General features: G+C 67.2%; 16 protein-coding genes. 10 read left to right on the plus strand and 6 right to left on the minus strand.

Going from position 1 to position 16340, the window contains the following annotated elements; all coding sequences use genetic code 11:
• Nucleotides 1–651 (plus strand): LysR substrate-binding domain-containing protein (locus tag QO207_RS25000; RefSeq protein WP_301534958.1); only part of this gene is annotated, 651 nt, incomplete at its 5' end.
• Nucleotides 652–970: 319 nt separating this feature from the next.
• Here the strand turns inward: QO207_RS25000 and QO207_RS25005 are convergent.
• Nucleotides 971–1879, minus strand: coding sequence for an MBL fold metallo-hydrolase (locus tag QO207_RS25005; RefSeq protein WP_301534959.1), 909 nt, complete (start codon nucleotides 1877–1879; stop codon nucleotides 971–973).
• A 306-nt stretch (nucleotides 1880–2185) separates the two neighbouring features.
• Here QO207_RS25005 and QO207_RS25010 point away from each other — a divergent pair, with 306 nt between their 5' ends.
• From QO207_RS25010 to fos, 3 genes are all read left to right on the plus strand, one after another.
• Nucleotides 2186–4864, plus strand: a complete 2679-nt coding sequence (locus QO207_RS25010; protein WP_301534960.1) for an autotransporter outer membrane beta-barrel domain-containing protein — start codon at nucleotides 2186–2188, stop codon at nucleotides 4862–4864.
• Nucleotides 4865–5168: 304 nt separating this feature from the next.
• Nucleotides 5169–5864 carry a B3/4 domain-containing protein gene (locus QO207_RS25015; RefSeq protein WP_301534961.1) on the plus strand — a complete coding sequence of 232 codons (696 nt, stop codon included), beginning with the start codon at nucleotides 5169–5171 and terminating at the stop codon, nucleotides 5862–5864.
• A gap of 68 nt (nucleotides 5865–5932) precedes the next feature.
• The gene (fos, locus tag QO207_RS25020; protein WP_301534962.1) at nucleotides 5933–6343 is read left to right on the plus strand and encodes a fosfomycin resistance glutathione transferase; all 411 of its coding nucleotides are present in this window, start codon (nucleotides 5933–5935) and stop codon (nucleotides 6341–6343) included.
• Between the two features lie 18 nt (nucleotides 6344–6361).
• On the opposite strand, the gene QO207_RS25025 is transcribed toward fos, so the two are convergent.
• Nucleotides 6362–7006: a TetR family transcriptional regulator gene (locus QO207_RS25025; protein WP_301534963.1), complete on the minus strand. Its 645-nt coding sequence runs from the start codon at nucleotides 7004–7006 to the stop codon at nucleotides 6362–6364.
• Nucleotides 7007–7102: 96 nt separating this feature from the next.
• On the opposite strand from QO207_RS25025, the gene QO207_RS25030 reads away from it, so the two are divergent.
• On the plus strand, nucleotides 7103–7768 hold the full coding sequence (locus QO207_RS25030; protein WP_301534964.1) for an O-methyltransferase: 666 nt from the start codon (nucleotides 7103–7105) through the stop codon (nucleotides 7766–7768).
• An 11-nt stretch (nucleotides 7769–7779) separates the two neighbouring features.
• Here the strand turns inward: QO207_RS25030 and QO207_RS25035 are convergent, their stop codons facing one another.
• Entirely contained in the window at nucleotides 7780–8703 is a 924-nt protein-coding gene (locus tag QO207_RS25035; RefSeq protein WP_301534965.1) for a LysR family transcriptional regulator, read from the minus strand.
• Between the two features lie 164 nt (nucleotides 8704–8867).
• Here QO207_RS25035 and QO207_RS25040 point away from each other — a divergent pair, with 164 nt between their 5' ends.
• On the plus strand, nucleotides 8868–9266 hold the full coding sequence (locus QO207_RS25040) for a RidA family protein (RefSeq protein ID WP_301534966.1): 399 nt from the start codon (nucleotides 8868–8870) through the stop codon (nucleotides 9264–9266).
• Here QO207_RS25040 and QO207_RS25045 read toward each other — a convergent pair.
• Entirely contained in the window at nucleotides 9263–10219 is a 957-nt protein-coding gene (locus QO207_RS25045) for a LysR family transcriptional regulator (RefSeq protein ID WP_367620489.1), read from the minus strand. The two genes, QO207_RS25040 and QO207_RS25045, sit on opposite strands and share 4 nt — an antisense overlap.
• A gap of 56 nt (nucleotides 10220–10275) precedes the next feature.
• Between QO207_RS25045 and QO207_RS25050 the strand changes: the two genes are divergently transcribed.
• The gene (locus tag QO207_RS25050) at nucleotides 10276–10776 is read left to right on the plus strand and encodes a GNAT family N-acetyltransferase (protein ID WP_301534967.1); all 501 of its coding nucleotides are present in this window, start codon (nucleotides 10276–10278) and stop codon (nucleotides 10774–10776) included.
• 25 nt (nucleotides 10777–10801) lie between these two features.
• On the opposite strand, the gene QO207_RS25055 is transcribed toward QO207_RS25050, so the two are convergent.
• Nucleotides 10802–11221, minus strand: coding sequence for a transcriptional regulator (locus QO207_RS25055; protein ID WP_301534968.1), 420 nt, complete (start codon nucleotides 11219–11221; stop codon nucleotides 10802–10804).
• A gap of 236 nt (nucleotides 11222–11457) precedes the next feature.
• Here QO207_RS25055 and QO207_RS25060 point away from each other — a divergent pair, with 236 nt between their 5' ends.
• Nucleotides 11458–11841 carry a hypothetical protein gene (locus QO207_RS25060; protein ID WP_301534969.1) on the plus strand — a complete coding sequence of 128 codons (384 nt, stop codon included), beginning with the start codon at nucleotides 11458–11460 and terminating at the stop codon, nucleotides 11839–11841.
• Nucleotides 11842–12275: 434 nt separating this feature from the next.
• Complete coding sequence (locus QO207_RS25065; RefSeq protein WP_301534970.1) at nucleotides 12276–13970, plus strand: amidase; 1695 nt, start codon at nucleotides 12276–12278, stop codon at nucleotides 13968–13970.
• A gap of 336 nt (nucleotides 13971–14306) precedes the next feature.
• Here the strand turns inward: QO207_RS25065 and QO207_RS25070 are convergent, their stop codons facing one another.
• Entirely contained in the window at nucleotides 14307–15308 is a 1002-nt protein-coding gene (locus tag QO207_RS25070; protein WP_301534971.1) for a trans-aconitate 2-methyltransferase, read from the minus strand.
• Nucleotides 15309–15429: 121 nt separating this feature from the next.
• On the opposite strand from QO207_RS25070, the gene QO207_RS25075 reads away from it, so the two are divergent.
• Complete coding sequence (locus tag QO207_RS25075; RefSeq protein ID WP_301534972.1) at nucleotides 15430–16332, plus strand: AraC family transcriptional regulator; 903 nt, start codon at nucleotides 15430–15432, stop codon at nucleotides 16330–16332.
• The last annotated feature ends 8 nt before the right edge of the window (nucleotides 16333–16340 follow it).

Raw genomic sequence — 16340 nt, forward strand, 5'->3', positions numbered from 1 at the left:
ACCGAAGCCGTCCAGGCATTGCAGGCGGGAGCCCGGCTGGAAGAGGAGCGGGTGGACATCTGCCTGTCGATCCCGCCGGCCGAAGGTGTGGAATGGCTGACCCGGCCGCTGCTGCGCTTCATGGAGGAATCGCGCTCGGTGCGGGTGAGCGTGATCACCGCGCCGGGCATGCCCCAGGTGGACTGGCGCCGCGCCGACGTGGCGGTGATCTACGGCACGCCACCGTGGCCGGGAGTCTGGTGGAGCCTGCTGCATGGCATCCGCATGACGCCGGTGTGCAGCCCGCAGTACCTGCGCGGACCGCTGGCCATCGCCGAGGCCGCCGACCTGGCGCAGCACCGGCTGCTGCACGAGGACGACGGCAGCCAGTGGCAGCAATGGCTGGCCGAGGCTGGATACAGTCGAGTTGGTGCCGAGGACATCCATTTCGAGGATTTCGGCATGGTCCTGCAGGCGGCGCGCGATGGTTTCGGCGTGGCGCTCAGCGACGAGACGGTATCCCAGCGGGACCTCGACGAAGGCCGGCTGGTGCGCCCGCTGCCGATTTCGGTGGCGGCGGTGCACAACTACTACGTGGTCTGCCCCGAGGCGAAGCGCGAACGCCCGGAGGTCCGGGCGTTCATCGAGTGGTTGTTGTCGATTGGCGAGTAGGGGGCGACGGGCTCGGCATGAGCCTGTAGGAGCGAGCTTGCTCGCGAACCCGAGTCAACCCGACGCGCCAGTGCAGATTGATCGGTCGTTGTTCGCGAGCAATGACGATGGTGTCCCCCTCGCTCCTACAAGGATCAGGTGACTCCGTGCCTGGGTTTCCCTCTCCCTAACCCTCTCCCTGAAGGGAGAGGGGACCGTTCGGTGCAGGCGGGAACCATGGCGTCAGCCGGTGCGAACAGCTCCCTCTCCCTTCGGAGCGGGGCGCGCAGCCAGGGCGGGGGGAGAGGGCCGGGCGTGCGCCGGGCGCCACCTGGAACCATCAATACCCGTAACCCCGCCCATCGGTGAACTGGATGTCGGTCAGGATGCTGATGTCCTTCTCCACCTTGTACAGCTCCGAGCTCCTGATCAGTTCCGGATCGCTGAAGGCTTCGCCCTTGGCGCGGCCGGCCTGGATCTGCTGCATCTTGTCGCGCACCGCGACGACATCGGAGTAAGTCATGGCTGGCACCTTGCTCGGGTCCTCGTCGGCGTGGGCGCCGTAGAGGGTGGTCTGCGGGTTGATCACCTTCAGCGTGGAGTCCAGCGAGGCGACGTAGTCCTTGAGGTTCCCGGCCAGCAGCCAGGACGGGTAGAGGTGGTCGCCGGAGAGCAGGATGTTGTGTGCTTCGTCGTACAGCGCGACTTCGTCCGGGGTGTGGCCGGGCATGCTCAGCAACCGTAGCTTGAGGCCGCCCAGGTCGATTACCTCGTCGGGCTTGACCAGCCGCGAGACCTTGAAGGGCGGCAGGGTCATGTGGTCGATGTTGCCCAGGTAGACCGGCTCGGGCACATGGTAGAGGCCATCGGCGCGGCGGAATTTCGCGGTGAACGGCGTATCCACCAGGTAGATGCTCTGGAAGTTGTGCAACCCGCCCAGGTGGTCGAAGTGCAGGTGCGAGGGCAGCACCGAAAGCGGCTTGTCGGTGATCTGCCGGGCGACCTGGGTGATGTCTTCCTTCTGGTTGGCGCCCGAGTCGAACATCAGCGCCTGGTTCGCGCCCACCAGCAGGTACGAATAGTTCTTCTGGTAGTAGTTCGGCTCGCCGATGGCGTAGAGGAAGTCCGACAGCTTGTGCACCACGAAGGCCTGTTTCTCAACATTGGGCGCCTCGGCGGCAGTGGCGGCGAGCGGGGCGCCGAGCAGGGTGGTGGAAGCCAGGGCCAGGACTTTGATCAGCGTGCGCATGGGGCGCGAACCTCTTTCTCGTTGTTGTCGGTGACGGGTCGGCGGCGCTGTGGCCGCCCGCTCATCTCAACGCCGAGAAGGGGGCAGTTCAATCGACGATTTCTAAAGCCTGGGGCTTCAGCCTGGCTAAAGTTTCCCGTCCGGTGAGTGTATCGCCTGCGTTACATGGCTCTAGCACGGGCCTGTGCGGCTCGTCGGAGCAGCGTGATATCGATTTGGCTATATCCGATCAATCAACTAAGACTTTCAGGGAGCCCCTACCAGGATTCGGACAGAACCATGGCATGGCAACGCTTGCGGTGCGCATTGAATGCGGTACTCCCGCTCACGTTTCTGCTGCCGGGTAGCGAGCCTCGCGCCGACTGCAGTCTCTCCCCGGGGCCGGGGAACGATGCCCATGTCTGCAGTTCCGGCACTGCCACATCACTGACCGACCCTTCCGGCGACAACAGCCTGAGCTTCCCCGCAGGCGGCACCGGCACCATCACCGGCAGCGTCACCTTCGGCAACGGCGCTGATAGCGTGGTCATGGACTCGGGCAACATTGGCGGCGGCCTCAGCCAGGGCGGCGGCGCCGACAGTTTCCGCATGAGCGCCGGGATCATCCAGGGCGCGGTCAGCCAGGGCGATGGCGTCGATGACTTCGTCATGACCGGCGGCAGCATTGGCTCGCTGGCCCAGGGCGACCAGCGCGATTTCTTCAGCATGAGCGGCGGCATCATCATCGGTGCCTTCGAGGATGGCGACACCGCGCGCATGAGCGGCGGCACCATCGGCCGGGTCGACATGAAGCTGGACAACAACCTGTTCGACATGTCCGGCGGCGCAATCATCGGCAACCTGGTCACCGGCTTCGGCCAGGACACCGTCATCCTCTCCGCCGGCAGCATCGGTGGCAACGTCAGCCTGAGCGGCGGCGACGACAGCATGACGATCACCGGCGGCGGTATTCGCGGGCAGGTCCTGCTGAGCTTCGGCAACGACCGCCTGACCTGGGACGGTGGTGGCACCGTGCGTAGCGCCATCTTCATGGGCGATGGCGATGATACGGCGCTGCTGCGCAACCTCAGCGAAACCCAGCTCTCCAGCACACCTTCCGTCGATGGCGGGCCGGGCAACGACAGCCTCACCTTCGTCAGCACCCGCACCAACCGGGGCGGGCGCTACGTCGGCTGGGAAAATATCGCGCTGACCGGAGGCTCGCGGCTGGACCTCAACGACATCCTCGGGCTGGGCGACGCCGGCAGTGGTACCGGCAGCCTGCTGATCGACTCCAGCAGCCTGCTGACTTCCAGCCGCGGACGCATCCTGCCGTTCACTGCATCTTCCCATGCGCGGCTGGTGAATGCCGGCGTCATCGACCTGACCGCCTCCGGCGCACGAGTTGACGACCGGCTGACGATCAACGGTGACTACCAGGGCGAGAACGGCACCCTGCGCCTGCAGAGCGTGCTGGCCGGTGACGATGCGCCGTCGGATCGCCTGGTGGTCAACCAGGGCAGCATCTCGGGCAACACCCAGCTGGCAATCAGCAACCTCGGCGGTGCCGGCGCGCTTACCGAACTCAACGGCATCCAGGTGGTGGAGGCCGGGCAGGGCGCGGTCAGCAGCAACGATGCGTTCCACCTGGCCCAGGGGCTTTCCGTCGGGCCTTATCAGTACTACCTGTTCAAGGGCGGCTATACCGCGGGTTCGGAGAACAGCTGGTACCTGCGCTCCAGCGTGGCCAATACGCCGGAGCCGCCGGTCGCGCCGCCCGAGCCGCCGGTGTCTCCGCCGGAACCGCCCGTAGCCCCGCCCGAACCGCCGGTGGAGCCGCCGGCGATCCTGCCGGAGCAGCCGGAAAACCCGCCCGGCACGCCGCCAGAGCCGCCGCCGACAGCCGCCGTGACCGCGCCGCCGGAACCGCCCGTCGCACCACCGGCCCAACCGGGCACCCCGCCAGCACCGCTGGAGCCAGCGGCCACGGCACCGGTGGCCGCGCCGGGCACGCCTGCGCTGCCAACGCCGAGTGTGGGCGAAGCCATCACTATCTACCGCCCGGAGGTGCCGCTCTATTCCGCCGTACCGCCGGTGGCTGCGCTGCTGGTCAGCAGCGCCATCGGCACCTTCCACGAGCGCCAGGGCGAGCAGAGCCTGCTCGGCGAAACCGGCGCAGTACCCGCCGGCTGGGTGCGGGTGATGGGGCAGAGCCTGCGGCAGAGCTGGGCCGGCACCGTCTCGCCGAGCTTCGACGGCAACCTCGACGGCTTCCAGGTCGGCCATGACCTGTTCGGCCTGGCCATGGACAACGGCTACACCCAGCGTGCCGGCCTGTTCGTCGGCCATTCCAGCCTCGATGGCGACGTGAAGGGCTTCAGCCTCGGCTTCGAGAACCGCCACAGCGGCGACCTCGACCTGGATGGCGACAGCTTGGGCGCCTACTGGACCTTGAGCAGCCCCACCGGTGGTTACCTCGACCTGGTCGCCATGGGTACACGCCTGGACGGCCGCAGCCGCTCCGACCGTGGTTACAAGATCGACCTCGACGGCCACGCCTGGGCGGTATCCGCCGAGGCTGGCCAACCGTTCCCGGTCAGCCCGCGCTGGGTGGTCGAGCCGCAGGCGCAGCTGATCGTGCAGAAGGTCTCGCTGGACAGCGACAACGACGGCATCTCGCACATTGCCTTCGACACCCAGGAGCAATACACCGGCCGCGTCGGCGCGCGCCTCAAGGGCCGCTACCTGGTCAACGGCACGGCGCTGGAGCCCTGGCTGCGGACCAACCTCTGGCACAACTTCGGTGGCCGCGACGCGGTGGTCTACGACCATGCCGATGCCATTCGCACCGACCACCAGAGCAGTTCCATGGACATCGGTGGCGGCGTCGCCGCGCGCCTGTCCGAAGCGGTCGCGCTGTACGCGTCGGCCACTTACAGCGGGAACATCGACAGCGAGAACCAGGAGTCGCAGAGCGGCAGCATCGGCTTGCGGATCAGCTGGTGAAAGCCATTAGCGGAAGTGATTCCAGCGATTCTCCATAAGGGCCGCTAATCCTTCATTCGGGGATTTCATGGCAGCCACCGGGCCATGCCGGTAGAACTGTATGGGTCGGGCGCGCTGTTCGTGCCCATTCCCACCCTTCCCGGAGCTATTCCAATGACGTCCAGATGGACCGCCTTGCTGTGTGTGCTGAAAACCCTGTCCGTCGCCTGGGGCGACTACAACAAGCGCAACTTCGTCCGCCGCTGAGGCCGGCGATTTGCCCAACTGCTCCACCTCGTTTCCGCCGTACCCCAAGGATTCCGCCATGCAAGCTGTCACCCCGCAGATCGCCCCCGCCATTGCCACCATCGCTCCCGGTTTTCGTGCCCTGAGCATCACCGTGGAAGCCGCACCGATCCTCCATCCGGAGGTGGCCGCGCAGGCCCTGCAGCGAGCCTGTGCGGCACTGGCGGCTGGCGAACCGGCCTGGGGCGACACGCACCTGGCGGCCTGGGCCGAAGTGTTCCGCCGCTTCGGCGCCAAACCCCAGCGCACGCCCTGTTCGGCGGAGGCGCTGCGCAAGCGCGCGTTGCGCGACGGCGGCCTGCCGAGCATCGATCCTGTGGTGGACCTGTACAACGCCATCAGCGTGCAGTTCGCCATTCCGGTCGGCGGGGAAAACCTCGCCGCCTACGCCGGCACTCCGCGTCTGCTGATCGCCGACGGCAGCGAGACCTTCGACACCATGAAGGACGGCGCGCCGGCCCATGAATCCCCCGATGCCGGCGAAGTCATCTGGCGCGACGATTTCGGCGTCACCTGCCGCCGCTGGAACTGGCGCCAGGGCGTGCGCACCCGCCTGGACGCCGAGGCGCAGCGCATGTGGTTCATCCTCGAAAGCCTGCCGGAGATGCCGCTGGAAGCCCTGCATGAAGCCGGCGACCAGCTCGTCGCCGGGTTGTTGGCGATGATGCCGGGTGCACGGGCCGAAACGCTGTTGGTGGGAACGGACGCTCGATAGACGGGTGAAGGCAACCGGCGCCGCGAAACCTCTGGCATGCTCGACGTTCTCGATTACGGATGCCTGCCATGCTCGCCGGACTGAATCACCTCACCCTGGCCACCGCCGATCTTTCGCGCAGCATCCGGTTCTACCAGGAGGCTCTGGGGGCTCGGCTGCGAGCGCGCTGGGCGGCTGGGGCCTATCTGGCCGTGGGGGATCTGTGGCTCTGCCTGTCCCTGGATGAAGCTCGCCAGCAGGGAGCGGGCCGGGATTACACCCATTACGCCTTTTCCGTTGCGCCAGCTGATTTCGCCGCCCTGCGTGAGCGCCTGCTCGCCGTCCCGGTCCAGGCCTGGAAGGACAATTCCAGCGAAGGCGACTCCTTTTACTTCCTCGACCCGGACGGCCACCGCCTGGAAATTCACGTTGGCACCCTGGAGTCGCGTCTCGCCGAGTGTCGGCGACACCCCTACCGCGACATGCAGTTCTTCGACTGATTCAGTAGGGGAGCGCGGTCAGGCTGTGCGCGCCGTGTCGGTCAGCTTTTCCAGATACGCGCAGAACATGTCCGCCATGGCCTCGCTGAAGGCCTGGATTTCCTCCGCGCTGCGTGGGCTTTCCGAGAACTGCTTGCCCACCGAACCCAGTGTCGTGGTGATCAGTTCGCGGGCCAGCGTGCGCTGTGCATCGCTGGCGTGCGGCAGGACCTCGGCGATGAACGCCTGGAAGATGCCTTCGCTGGCGGCCTTGGCTTCCCTGGCCTCGGGGGCGTCGCGGTAGAGCGGGGCGGCGTCGCTCAGGGCGATGCGCATGCGCGCTTCCTCGCACTCGGAGCGGACGAAGGCGTGTACCAGGTTGCGCAGGCGTTGCAGCGGCGCCTGGGCCGTATCGCTGAGCAGGCCGCAGAGCATTTCGGTGGTCTGCCGCCACTCGTCGCTCTGCAGGCGGAAGAGGATCGCGGCCTTGTTCGGGAAGTACTGGTACAGCGAGCCGACACTGACGCCGGCGCGCTCGGCGACCCGTGCGGTGGTGAAACGCTGGGCGCCTTCCTTCTCCAGAACCTGAACAGCGGCGTCGAGAATGGCCGTCACGAGGTCGTTGGAACGGGCCTGTTTCGGCTCCTTGCGCGTGGAAATACGCGGGCTGCGGCGTTCGCTCATGGCTGGCTCCGGCAATGCGAATAGTAAAACCTGACGAAAAGATCGCATTCTAGTCGGGAGCTGTTTCGCACTCAAATGCCACAAGGAAAACCCAGCATGACGACTCTCACTTCCGCCCCCATCGCACCCTTGCTGCAACACCTGTTCGAGGAGGCCGACGCGGCTTCTCCGCAGTCCAGCCCGGCGTTCGCCAATCTCGACCAGGCCGCGCTGACCCGCCTGATGCAGAGCAAGACCCAGTACCGCGAACTCTACGGCCAACTGAAGGACCAGCCGCTGCCGGTATCGCGGGAAACCGGTGCGCTGCTGTACATGCTGGCGCGCAGCATCGGCGCGAAGCACATCGTCGAGTTCGGCACTTCGTTCGGCATCTCCACGTTGCATCTGGCCGCAGCGCTGCGCGACAACGGCGGCGGCCGGCTGATCACCAGCGAGTTCGAGTCTTCGAAGGTGGCTCGGGCCCAGGCCAACCTGGTGGCCGGCGGTGTCGCCGACCTGGTGGAGATCCGCCAGGGCGACGCGCTGCAGACCCTGGCCCGCGACCTGCCGGAGAGCATCGACTTGCTGCTGCTCGATGGCGCCAAGTCGCTCTATCCGGAAATCCTCGCGCTGGTGGAAAGCCGCCTGCGCCCCGGCGCGATGATCATCGCGGACAACGCCGATTACTGCCCCGAGTACCTGGCCGAAGTTCGCATGCCGGGCGGGCGCTACCTGTCGATTCCCTTTGCCGACGACGTGGAGCTGTCCATGCGCCTGGGCTGAGGCCGCGCTGGCTAAAGCGGCGGCAGGGCTACCGGTGCGTGCCGCGCCATCAGCTCGGTGACCCAGTCAATGAACACCCGCAGCTTGGCGCTGACGTGGCGGTTGGGCGGGAAGGCCAGGTACAGCGGCATGCTCTGCAGGCTCCAGTCGCCGAACAGCTCCACCAGCTCGCCGCGCGCCAGGGCGTCCAGCGCCATGTAGCGCGGCAACCAGAGCACGCCCATGCCGGCGATCCCGGCAGCCAGGTAGGCGTTGCCGTCGTCCACCGTGAGCACCGGGCGGCCATGCACCTGCAGGTTTTCGCCAGCCTTGTGCATGGCGTAGGACAGCGGCTTGCCAGTGCGCGCCCAGAGGTAACCGACGACGCGGTGCTGGCTGTTCTCCAGCTCGCTCGGGTGCTGCGGCACACCGGCGCGTTGCAGGTAGGCGGGCGCTGCGAAAACCCCCAGTTGCAGGTCGCCAATCTTGCGCGCCATCAGCGACAGGTCGGTCAGCTCGCCGCCGCGCACCACGCAGTCGACGCTCTGGTCGATCAGGTCGACCATGCGGTCGCTGACGCCCAGGTCGATCTGGATGTCCGGATAGCGCTCGTGGAAGTCGGGCAGGGCGGGGATCAGCAGGAGGCGCGCCAGCGGGCTGGGCACGTCCACCCGCAGGCGCCCGCGCGGCACGGCGGCAGCGGTGGAGAGGCTGGTTTCGGCGTCATCCATGTCCGCCAGCAGGCGCACCACGCGCTCGTAGTACGCGGCACCATCGGCGGTAAGGTTGAGCTTGCGGGTAGTGCGGTTGAGCAGGCGCACGCGCAGCCGCGCTTCCAGCTGCTGGATCAGCTGGGTGACGCTGGTGCGGCTCATGTGCAGGGTGTCGGCGGCCTTGGTGAAGCTGCCGGTTTCCACCACGCGGGCGAAGGCTTGCATCGCATCGAAACGGTCCATGGCGGCTCCGGCTGGCATGAATAGAGGGCGCTGACCCAGGGCTGATTGTTTGGATTCTACAAACAATGCTGACCCGTGTTGCCCGATTATCGCCGGCGCGCTGCGCCTTAACCTGACTCCATCGTTGAAACCGGGGCTGTGGCCCCCTCTGATGGAGCAAGTCCATGACTACCCGTGATGTGGTTTTCCCCGCTGGCCGCCAGGCCCTCTATGAACGCAACCGCTATTCCCCGGCGATTCGCAGCAACGGCCTGCTGTTCGTCTCCGGCCAGGTCGGCAGCCGCGAGGACGGCTCGCCCGAGCCCGAGCTGGAAGCCCAGGTGCGCCGGGCCTTCGGCAATCTCAACGCGATCCTGGCCGCCGCCGGCTGCAGCTTCGAGGACGTGATCGACGTGACGGTATTCATGGTCGATCCGCAGGCGAATTTCGAGCGTGCCTGGCAGGTCGCTGCCGACTACTGGGGCTCAGCTCCCTATCCGACGGTGACGGCGGTGGGAGTGACCTGGCTGTATGGCTTCGACTTCGAGATCAAGGTGATCGCCAGGCTGCCGGAAGGCTGCTAGGCGTCGCCCAGCGCCTGCAGCATCTGCTCGCGCAGCCAGCGGTGTGCCGGGCGGCTGGCGTGGCGCGGGTGGTAGAGGATGCGCAGGCTGTAGCGCGGCAGCTCGATGGGCGCCGGGTACAACACCAGCGCACCGTCGGCATTGAGTTGTTGCGCCACGCGACGGGGCAGGGTGAGCAGGTAGTCGGAGGCGGCGACCAGGCTCGGCGCGGCCAGCAGGCTGGGCAACTGCACCGCCACGTCGCGCTGGATGCCCTGGCGCGCCAGGGCGCTGTCGATCACGCCGACGGCGTCGCTCCAGGGCAGCACCACCACGTGCCGCTCGGCGAGGTATTGCTGCAGCGACAGCCCATCGCTGATTCGTGAATGGCCCTTGCGCGCCACCACCACGTAGTCGTCGCTGAAGCAGTCGATGGCCTCCAGGGCATCGTCTGCGGCGCGCTCGTGGAGAACGCCCAGGGCGAAGTGCACGCGGCCTTCGCGCAGGTCATCCAGCGAATCCTGCTGGGTGGCGTAGACGACCTTGATACGCAGGTGCGGAGCGAGCTTTTCGGTGCGCGAGATCAGCCCCGGCAGCAGGGTGAAGCTGGTGTAGTCGGTGGCGGCGAATACGAAGGTCTGGGTGGTGCTGGCCGGGTCGAAAGGCGCGGCGCTGGACAGCCGTTCGGCCAGTAACGCCAGGGCCTCGCCGACGCCTTCGGCCATCAGCTCGGCCTGGGCGGTCGGCTGCATGGCGCTGCCGGCGCGGACGAACAGTTCATCGCCCAGGCTGTCGCGCAGGCGGCCCAGGGCGTGGCTGCAGGCCGACGGGCTCATGGCCAGTTCGTCGGCGGCGGCCACTACGCTGCGCAGGCGGAACAGGGCGTCGAACACCAGCAGCAGGTTGAGGTCGAGGCGGCGCAGGTTGGCGTGCACGATGTTCAGTATCCGGTGAAGAAAATGCAGTACGTGCATTCTGCGCTTTGCTTATCCTGCTGTCTCCGATCCACCTGATTCGCCGGACCCTCACCATGAGCCAACCGACTTTCCGCACCGCCACCCTGGCTGACACCGACCGCTGCTTCGAGATCGAGATTTCCGCCTACGAAGGCGACGAGGCCGCCACTCGGGAGAAGATCGCCACGCGCATCGCGCAGTATCCCGAGGGCTTCCTGATCATGGAGCTGGACGGCCAGATCATCGGTTTCATCAACAGCGGCTGCGCGTTCGAGGTGGTGATGTCCGACGAGGAGTTCAAGGAACTCATCGGCCACGACGCGGCAGCGCCCAACGTGGTGATCATGTCGGTGGTGGTCGATCCTGCGCAGCAGGGCAAGAGCTACGCCACGCTGCTGATGCGTACCTTCATCGAGCGCATGCGCGGTGCGGGCAAGCGCACCATTCACCTGATGTGCAAGGATCGCCACGTGCCGCTCTACGAGCGCTTCGGTTACCGCTACGTGAAGCCGTCGGCGTCCGACCACGGCGGCATGGCGTGGCACGAGATGGTGATGGAACTGCCTGCCGCCTGATCCCTGATGCCTGGCGGCCGGCGCTTCAGCGCTCCGGCCGGTCGTTCACCCGGTCGCGGGTGGCGCGTTCGGCCAGCAGGTCGAAGGACTCCGGCAGCAGCGCGGCTTCGCCCTGTTCGTCGAGCAGCTGGCGGAACACCAGGTGGTCCGGGAAGCTGCGGCTGATCAGCGTCAGCAGCTCGGTGCCGCGCTCAGTCAGCTCGAAGTTGTTGCCGGTGCCGCCGTGCTCGCGCGGCCGTTCCTGGATGTAGCCATTGGCGAGCAGGTCGCCCTCCAGATCACCGGCCATCTTCTTCAGATGGTCCGCGCTGCCGTCCACCGGCTCGCCCTGCAGCCGGTGCTGCTCGGCCACTTCCTCGCCGCACTCGCGGGCCTTGTAGGGTTGGTCGGCGCATTCCTGGGCGCGCAGCAGCAGGCGTTCGATCAGGTCCCAGTCGTAGCTCATGGCGTGTCCTCCGGGGTCATCAATGCAGGGCCTTCCTGAGTTGCGACCCGGCCGTGCGGGGAGGGTTCGAACTTCCTGCGCAGCGGGGCGTTGTTCTGGGGCTGCGTGAAGTCGGAGCTGCCCAACCATCAATGCCGTCGAGCTTCACTATCGATGCAATCGAGTGGTGCGCGTGCCGCTCGCGCCCGACTATCTGTCCCACGAACCCGCTGAACCGCGACCAGGGAACAGAACCCATGAACACTTCGCGCCTTGCCTACCGCCAACTGCTGGCACCGCTGCTGCTGGCGCTGGCCAGCCTGACCGGCTGCGCCGCCACTTCGGCCACCTCCGAGAACCAGCTGAGCTGGGACAGCCTCGGCGGCACCACCGCACAAAGCAGCGACGCCTACCTGAGTTGCGTGGATGGCCGGGTGAATGCTCGCACGCCGATCTTCTTCAGCGAGCAAGGTGCCACCCGCCAACTGCTCACCGGCAGCGCCGACCCGCTGCAGGCCAGCGGTATCGTCGAGGTGACCCCGATCGCCGGCGGCAACCACTTCAGCGCCTACCAGCGCAGCGCCTGGCAGGACAAGGGCGAGCTGCTGGACGCCGCCTACCAGTGCTCGCAGCACAGTTGAATCGTCTTCGAGCGGGTCGCTCCCCCCAGCAACCCGCACAGCGCCGGCAGGCGGCGAATAGCCTGCGTCAGCTTCTGCCATCGGGTGGTCGCTGATTCACTCTCCAGGGGCGCTCCCCCCAGCGCCCGACTATCGCCCGGCGAGTCCCCCACTCGGCGGGCGTTTTTTTTAATTTACGACTGTTGTGTATTCTGATCGGGCATGCCAGTGTGTGCGCCCTGGCGGCTGTATTCGCCCTTCACAGCCTGTCGATGCGCATCCGGTTTGTCCGCCGGGCGCTGAACCCTGCCGCCGGCCGACGGTACACTCACTCCCGTCGCGTAACAGAAGTACAAGAGAATCGAGATGAACACGCATTTTCCGACTTGCGCCGTCTGGGTCCGTCGCGACGCAGACCTGCCCCTTCCCACCAACCTTCAGCCGACGGTGAAAGCATGATCGAGGTAACCGAAGTTTCCATTGCGCAGCTGCGTGAAGCCCTGGAGTCGGGCCGCACCACCGCGGTCGAACTGGTCAAGGCCTACCTCGCGCGCATCGACGCCTACGATGGCCCGACCAAGCTCAATGCGCTGGTCGTGCGCAACACCGAGGCCCTGAAGGAAGCCGAAGCCTCCGACGCCCGTCGCGCCCGTGGCGAGACCCTCGGCCCGCTGGACGGCATCCCCTATACCGCCAAGGACAGCTACCTGGTCAAGGGCCTGACCGCCGCCTCCGGCAGCCCCGCCTTCAAGGACCTGGTCGCCTACCGCGATGCCTTCACCGTCGAGCGCCTGCGCGCTGGCGGCGCCATCTGCCTGGGCAAGACCAACATGCCGCCCATGGCCAACGGTGGCATGCAGCGCGGCGTCTACGGCCGTGCGGAAAGCCCGTACAACCGCAAGTTCCTCACCGCACCCTTCGCCTCCGGCTCCTCCAACGGTGCCGGCACCGCGACCGCCGCGAGCTTCTCGGCCTTCGGCCTGGCGGAAGAAACCTGGTCCAGCGGTCGTGGCCCGGCCTCGAACAATGGCCTGTGCGCCTACACCCCGTCCCGTGGGGTGATCTCGGTGCGCGGCAACTGGCCGCTGACCCCGACCATGGACGTGGTGGTGCCCTACGCGCGCACCATGGCCGACCTGCTGGAAGTGCTCGACGTGGTGGTCGCCGAAGACGCCGACAAGCGTGGTGACCTCTGGCGGCTGCAGCCGTGGGTACCGATCCCCGCCGTTGCCGAAGTGCGCCCGGAATCGTACCTGGATCTCGCCGCCGGCCCGGAAGCCCTCAAGGGCAAGCGTCTGGGCGTGCCGCGCATGTTCATCAACAAGGACGAACTGGCCGGCACCAGCGAGAAGCCCGGCATCGGCGGCCCGACCGGCCAGCGCATCAACACCCGCGCCTCGGTCATCGACCTCTGGGAACAGGCCCGCAAGGCCCTGGAAGCCGCCGGCGCCGAAGTCGTCGAAGTGGACTTCCCGCTGGTCTCCAACTGCGAGGGCGACCGCCCTGGCGCGCCGACCGTGTTCAACCGTGGCTTCGTCACCGAGCAGTTCATGCATGACGAGCTGTGGGAACTCTCCGGCTGGGGCTTCGACGATTTCCTCCGCGCCAACGGCGACCCCAAGCTGAACCAACTGGCCGACGTCGACGGCCCGAAGATATTCCCCCACGACCCGGGCACCCTGCCGAATCGCGAGGACGACCTGGTCGCCGGCATGGACGAGTACGTCAACATGGCCAAGCGCGGCCTGAAGACCTGGGATCAGATCGAGTCGCTGCCCGACGGCCTGCGCGGCCTGGAAAAGACCCGCAAGCTCGACCTGGAAGACTGGATGGACGGCCTGAAGCTCGACGCCGTGCTGTTCCCCACCGTGGCCGACGTCGGCCCGGCGGACGCCGACGTCAACCCGGAATCGGCCGACATCGCCTGGAGCAACGGCATCTGGGTCGCCAACGGCAACCTGGCGATCCGTCACCTGGGCGTGCCGACCGTCACCGTGCCGATGGGCGTGATGGCCGATATTGGCATGCCGGTGGGCCTGACCTTCGCCGGTCGCGCCTATGACGACTCCGCGCTGCTGCGCTTCGCCGCCGCCTTCGAGGCCACCGGCTCCAAGCGTCTGGTGCCGCCGAGCACGCCGCCGCTGGGCTGATTGCTCAGTCGCTGCAAGCAGACAGAAAAGCCGCGGCCCCATGGGGCCGCGGCTTTTTTCTGGGCGATGGTTCGCCGGCCTTGCCGGCGAATCGCGGAGAAGCTCCGCTCCTACAAGTGCGGCTCGGAGCCGCCTATTGCGTTAGGGTCAGCCTGTAGGAGCGAGCTTGCTCGCGAACCGACCGGGCGCCGGCCTTGCCGGCGAATCGCGGAGAAGCTCCGCTCCTACACGAGCGGCACCGGAGCCGGCCGGTACGCCGGGCTTCCCCCGTAGGAGCGGACCTTGTCCGCGAATCCCGCCGTCCACTGGGACATCCCCGGCCGGCTCACCCACCGCTCAACGCGCAAGCAACACCTGCACCGGCGCCAACGGAATATCGACATGGCCAAGGTCCTCCACCGAGTCAAACCCCGCCTCACGCAATAGCGTCTGCAGTTCCCCCGGTTGCGGCACCCAATGGCCACGCAGGCGCAGCGGCAGGTAGTAGGGCATTACCCGTGCGGCCAACTCCGGCTGCGTTTCCCATTGCGCGTGCAGGCAGAGAAAGCGGCCGCCCGGCTTGAGCGCCGAACGGATGCGCCGCAGCAGCGCCAGCCGATCCTCGACGAAGTGCAGCACCGAAGCGCACCAGACCAGCTCGAAACCCTCGCCTAAATCAGCGTCACGCAGGTCGGCGCCGATGGCCTGCAGCCGTCCATCCATGTCGGCCGCGCGGATATTCTCCTGAGCCACGGCAGCACTCTGCGGGAAATCCATCACCACGCCACGGGACTGCGGCCAGGCCTGCGCCAAGGCAAGCGCCTGCAAGCCCGGGCCGCCACCGAGATCGAGAAAGCGCGCCGCTCCCGCAAGACCGCCGCAGCGCTCCACCAGCTGCACCGCCGTCCCGGCAGTCACCGCCTGCTGCTCCTGCGCCAGTTGCCGCCGCGCCGCCTCGGCCCAGCCACTGCGCACCGCTTCGGGAGGTGGGGCGAACTCGATGCCTGTCCCCAGCGCCGCGCCGACCCGGTGCAAAGCTTCCAGGCGCAACAGCCAGGCCTCGCCACAGTAGTGCGGGGAGGAGGGCTCGAAGTGCTGGCGGGCCACCTCACTGGCTCGATAGCACTCGCCGGCGCGCTCCAGCAGGCCGAGGCTCCACAGGCAGTCCAGCAGCGGCGCCAGAGTGGCGGGTGGAATGTCCGTGTGCAGGCGCAGCTGCTCAGCGCTGATCAGCTCCTGCAGCTGGCTGAAAAGGTCGTGCTCCAGCGCCGCCCGCAGGCAGTCCGCGCTGACGCTGGCCAGCAGCAGGTCCCAGCTGCGTCGCAGGGGGTGTGGCTGGAAGTGGTCCGGGGGATTCATGGGGTGTCTCCAGGTCGATTGACGTGAAGGACAGGCTGCGCGGTAATAGGAATGACTTTCATCGAAGAAGTCTGCGCGACGCTGGATTTCGTCTGCGCAACGTCACACAGGGAGGGTTCGCATGCAGCCAGACGGGACCATCGAAAGCCGGCAACTGGCGCCGGGGTTGCTGCTGGTGCGCTCGCGGCTGCATCCGCTGCAGGACTGCCGCGAGCCCAGCTCATCGCCCCATGGGCGCGCGGCACTGGTCATCACCCTCGGGCTGGAAGGGCGTTCCGCCTTCGTCGGCCGCGACGGCAACCGGGTCGATTTCCAGCCGGGCCACACCACCATCACCAGCTTCCGCCACAGCGACGGCCAGCGCTGCTATCGCGGCGGGGAAACCCTGAGCCAACTGCGGCTGGTCGTCGATGAACCTCTCCTGGCGAACTACCTGGGCGAGGCGAGTGCCCGGCAGCTGCTGGGCAACGGCCAGTTGCGCCGCCTGGCGCATCGCCGCACGTCCAGCGCCAGCCTCGACCTGGCCCGTGCGCTGGTGCGGCCGGGGCAGGGGCTGCTGGACCTGCACCTGAATGGCCTGGCGCTGCTGCGCGAGCAGTTGCACGGCCTGATCCCTACGTCCTTTGCCGCCGCGCGATCGCTGAAAAGCACCGAGGTCGAGCGCCTGGAGCGCGGCCGTGATTGGCTGCTGGAACGCCTGGAGCAACCGGTGACCCTGGCGCTGCTGGCCGTCGCCGCCGGCATGGGCGAGTCGAGCCTGAAGGCCGGCTGGAAGCGCCACTTCGGCTGCACGCCGCAGCAGTCACTTGCCGAGTTGCGCATGCGCCGCGCCCACGCGTTGCTCGAAGGCGGCTGCCAGGTGGCGCAGGCGGCCTGGGCCGTGGGCTATGGGCACCCGAACAACTTCAGTGTCGCCTTTGCTCGTTACTTTGGTTATTCGCCCAGTGCCGTGAGCAGTGGAGCGGGGGATTGTTCGCGAGCAAGCTCGCTCCTACAGGGTGCTCCGCGCACGAGGTCTTCGTAGAAGCGAGC

Origin of the sequence: Pseudomonas sp. CAN1 (assembly GCF_030462585.1) — a bacterium.
GTDB lineage: Bacteria > Pseudomonadota > Gammaproteobacteria > Pseudomonadales > Pseudomonadaceae > Pseudomonas.